Here is a 3,740-nt window from a genome sequence, read left to right on the forward strand (position 1 = left end):
GCATCATCTTCATCGACGAAATCGACGCTGTCGGCCGTCATCGCGGCGCCGGCCTCGGCGGTGGCAACGACGAACGCGAGCAGACGCTGAACCAGCTGCTGGTCGAGATGGACGGCTTCGAATCCAACGAAAGCATCATCCTGATCGCCGCCACCAACCGGCCCGACGTGCTTGACCCCGCCCTGCTCAGGCCAGGCCGCTTCGACCGCCAGGTCGTGGTGCCGAACCCTGACATCGTCGGCCGCGAGAAGATCCTCAAGGTGCATGTGCGCAACGTGCCGCTGGCGCCCAATGTCGACCTCAAGGTGATCGCGCGCGGTACGCCGGGCTTTTCCGGCGCCGATCTGATGAACCTCGTCAACGAATCCGCGCTGATGGCGGCACGGCGCAACAAGCGCCTCGTCACCATGGCCGAATTCGAGGACGCCAAGGACAAAATCATGATGGGCGCCGAGCGCCGCTCGTCGGCCATGACCCAGGCCGAGAAGGAGCTGACCGCCTACCATGAGGCCGGCCACGCCATTCTCGCGCTCAACGTGCCATCGGCCGATCCGCTGCACAAGGCCACGATCATTCCACGCGGTCGCGCGCTCGGCATGGTCATGCAGTTGCCCGAAGGCGACCGCTATTCGATGAGCTACAAATACATGATCTCGCGTCTCGCCATCATGATGGGCGGCCGCGTCGCCGAGGAGTTCAAGTTCGGCAAGGAGAACATCACCTCCGGAGCCTCTTCGGATATCGAGCAGGCGACCAAGCTGGCCCGCGCCATGGTCACGCGCTGGGGCTTTTCCGACAAGCTCGGCCATGTCGCCTATGGCGACAACCAGGAAGAAGTGTTCCTTGGGCATTCCGTGGCCCGCACGCAGAACGTCTCGGAAGAAACGGCGCAGATCATCGATGCCGAAGTGCGCCGCCTGATCGACGAGGCCTATTCGTCGGCGAAGTCCATCCTGACCAAGAAGAAGAAGGAATGGATCGCGCTGGCGCAGGGCCTGCTGGAATACGAGACGCTGTCCGGCGAGGAGATCAAGCAGTTGATCGCCGGCCACAAGCCCGCGCGCGACCTCGGCGACGATACGCCGCCGAGCCGTGGCTCGGCCGTGCCGAAGTCCGGCGGCCGGCGAAAGAAGGGTCCTGAGCCCGAAGGCGGTATGGAACCGCAGCCGTCGAGTTGAGCTTGACCACTGATTTCATCGAACGCCGCGGCTTACTCCGCGGCGTTTTTTGTTTTTGGCGTTGAGGAGGAGTTGTCCGCGACCTCGCATCTGCGACGGTGACGATTGGCGAAAGCCTAGGTGATAGCCAATCTCCCCCCGCAAGGGGGGAGATTGGCAACGTCGCCGCTGGCGTGCCCTCGAAGGCAACAAAAAGGCCCGCGAACCCTGCGGTTCGCAGGCCTTCTCTTCTTCAGATGCCTTGTCGCTCAGCTCTTCAGCTTGGCATTGCACAGGCTGTAATAACCGCCGCCCTTCTGGATCCAGCGAAGGCCGTTCAACGTGCCCGCGTCCTTGTTGCCATGGTAGCCCTGCAGACAGGTCTTCATGCGCGCCTTCGCGGGCTTTTCGGTCTTGAACTCGCCGGCCAGCGTGGTCGGGAATGTCACGCCCGCGGGCGCTACAGTGGGGGCGACCGCCGCGCTGGTTTCCTTTTTCGTCTGCGGCTCGGTTTTGACCGTATCCTCGCTGACACTGTCCGCTGCTGATGTCGCGCACTTCTCCTTGCGAAAAGCCGTCCAGTCCATGCCGTTCAGAGTGCCGCCTTCCTTGGCTGTTCGATAGGTCTCGCCGCATTCCTTCATCGTCAGTGCGCTTGCGGGGGCGACGCTCCAAGCGACAAATGCGGTCGCAGCCAATACCGCCAATTTCAAACCGTGCATAAGACCCTCCTGGTTGATAATAAGTTTGGCGTCTTTTTGTATATGGTTTGTTCTCTATATGTTCAACCAGAATCTTTACGGACTACCGATGAGCTTGGCGGTGGGCAGTGTAGGCGAATTGATGATGCCAGCAGCCCGGCGACATGCAGATGCGAGCAAGGCAGCGTGCGTCTTCGCGCAACAAAAAAGGCCCGCGCATCTTGCGATGCGCGGGCCTTTGTTTGGAGACTATGGCTAAGCGATCAGCCCTTCAGCTTGGCATTGCACAGGCTGTAGAAGCCGCCGCCCTTCTGGATCCACTTCAGGCCGCCGAGCGCGTTGGCGTCCTTGAGGACATAATACTGGTCGAGGCAGGTGTGCATGCGGCCCTTTCCGGGGGTCTCGCTGGCATATTTCGCCGAGATCGCGGACGGGAACTTGACGCCCTTGGGCGCAGCCGTCGTCGGCTTCGCCGGCTCCGTGGTGTAGCTGGCCTCGTCGGCGGCCGGCACCGTGTCGTCATCCGATGCGCCGGCGCCGCATTCGGTCTTGCGGAAGTCGTTCCACTTCATGCCCTTCAGCGTGCTGGCCGTCTTGGCGGCCTGATACTTGGTGCTGCATTCGGCCATGCTCAGACCCTTGCCGTCGGCGGGGGCCGCGGCAGCCTTGGTGGTTGCCGGCTTGGCGGCGGCAGCGGCGGATGCACCGGCGGCGCATTCGGACTTGCGGAAGTCGTTCCACTTCATGCCGTTCAGCGTGCCGGCAGCCTTCGCCGCCTGGTATTTGGTGCTGCATTCCTTCGCCGTCAGGCCCTTGGCCGTGCTGTCGTCCGCAGCGGCGGCAGCCTTGGCTGCCTTGGCCGGCTTCGTCTCGGCAGCCTTCGTGGTATCGGCCGGCTTGGCGTCGGTCGTCGCGGCGGCGTCGGTGCCGCACTGAGCCTTGCGGAACTGGTTCCAGGTCGCGCCGGCGAGTGTCCCCGCATCCTTGGCGGCGTTGTATTTCGTGCTGCACTCGGCCATCGTCAGTGCGTTGGCTGGCGCGGCCAGGAACAAGGTCGCGACGGCGAGGCCGGTCAAAGTGGCAAGTCGGTGGATGAGCATAGCGTTTCTCCGTTGCAGCAGCCCATGATACGTCCCTGCAGATCAATATCGCTCAACGGGCGGTTGCGCCAGATGCTAAGTGGCGTATATATCGCCGAAAACCGGTTTCTCCCGATAAGGTGATGAAATCGTTGTCCGTTGTCTGGTTCAGAGCAAGATTTTCCTGGTGCATCCGCGCTGAAAGGCTCGCATGACTTGTATATTGCAACATGGCAGTCTGGGCATGTCAGGTTGCGGCCACGTGTGTGCAGTGCACAACAATGGTTTTCTAAGGATTGGTAACGTATAATCACACAATGTGATCATAGCGCCCTGGCCAATTGTGGCATGACGTGCCGGGGAAGAAACGTCGAGGAAGCTGACTAGCATGGCAGGGAATTATTTCGGCACGGACGGCATTCGCGGACGCGCCAACAAGTTTCCGATGACGGCTGAAATCGCTATGCGGGTCGGCATGGCCGCCGGCCTTTCCTTCCAGCGCGGCAGCCATCGACATCGTGTCGTGCTCGGCAAGGACACCAGGCTTTCCGGCTATATGATCGAGAATGCCATGGTCGCCGGTCTTTGTGCCGCCGGCATGGACGTGTTCCTGCTCGGCCCGATCCCGACGCCGGCTGTCGCCATGCTGGTGCGTTCGCTGCGCGCCGATATCGGCGTCATGATCTCGGCCTCGCACAACCCCTATTACGACAACGGCATCAAGCTGTTCGGACCCGACGGCTACAAGCTCTCCGACGAAATCGAGGAGCGCATCGAGAGCATGCTCGACAAGGATATCGAAC

At 61.7% G+C, this 3,740-nt stretch carries 3 protein-coding genes and 1 pseudogene; 2 read left to right on the top strand and 2 right to left on the bottom strand.

Translation table 11 applies throughout. The annotated features are described in order from the left end of the window. Positions 1-1,178, top strand: a 1,178-nt coding sequence (locus EN984_RS26000; protein WP_127384046.1) for an AAA family ATPase, incomplete at its 5' end; no start/stop codon positions are given. A 248-nt stretch (positions 1,179-1,426) separates the two neighbouring features. On the opposite strand, the gene EN984_RS26005 is transcribed toward EN984_RS26000, so the two are convergent. Next, positions 1,427-1,879: a hypothetical protein gene (locus tag EN984_RS26005; protein ID WP_127267141.1), complete on the bottom strand. Its 453-nt coding sequence runs from the start codon at positions 1,877-1,879 to the stop codon at positions 1,427-1,429. Between the two features lie 242 nt (positions 1,880-2,121). Continuing rightward, on the bottom strand, positions 2,122-2,958 hold the full coding sequence (locus tag EN984_RS26010; protein ID WP_127267140.1) for a hypothetical protein: 837 nt from the start codon (positions 2,956-2,958) through the stop codon (positions 2,122-2,124). 367 nt (positions 2,959-3,325) lie between these two features. Between EN984_RS26010 and glmM the strand changes: the two are divergent. Next, positions 3,326-3,740: pseudogene (gene glmM, locus EN984_RS26015) on the top strand (phosphoglucosamine mutase); the annotation flags it as partial.

Source organism: Mesorhizobium sp. M7A.F.Ca.CA.004.12.1.1 (genome assembly GCF_003997835.1).
Taxonomy (GTDB): Bacteria; Pseudomonadota; Alphaproteobacteria; order Rhizobiales; family Rhizobiaceae; genus Mesorhizobium.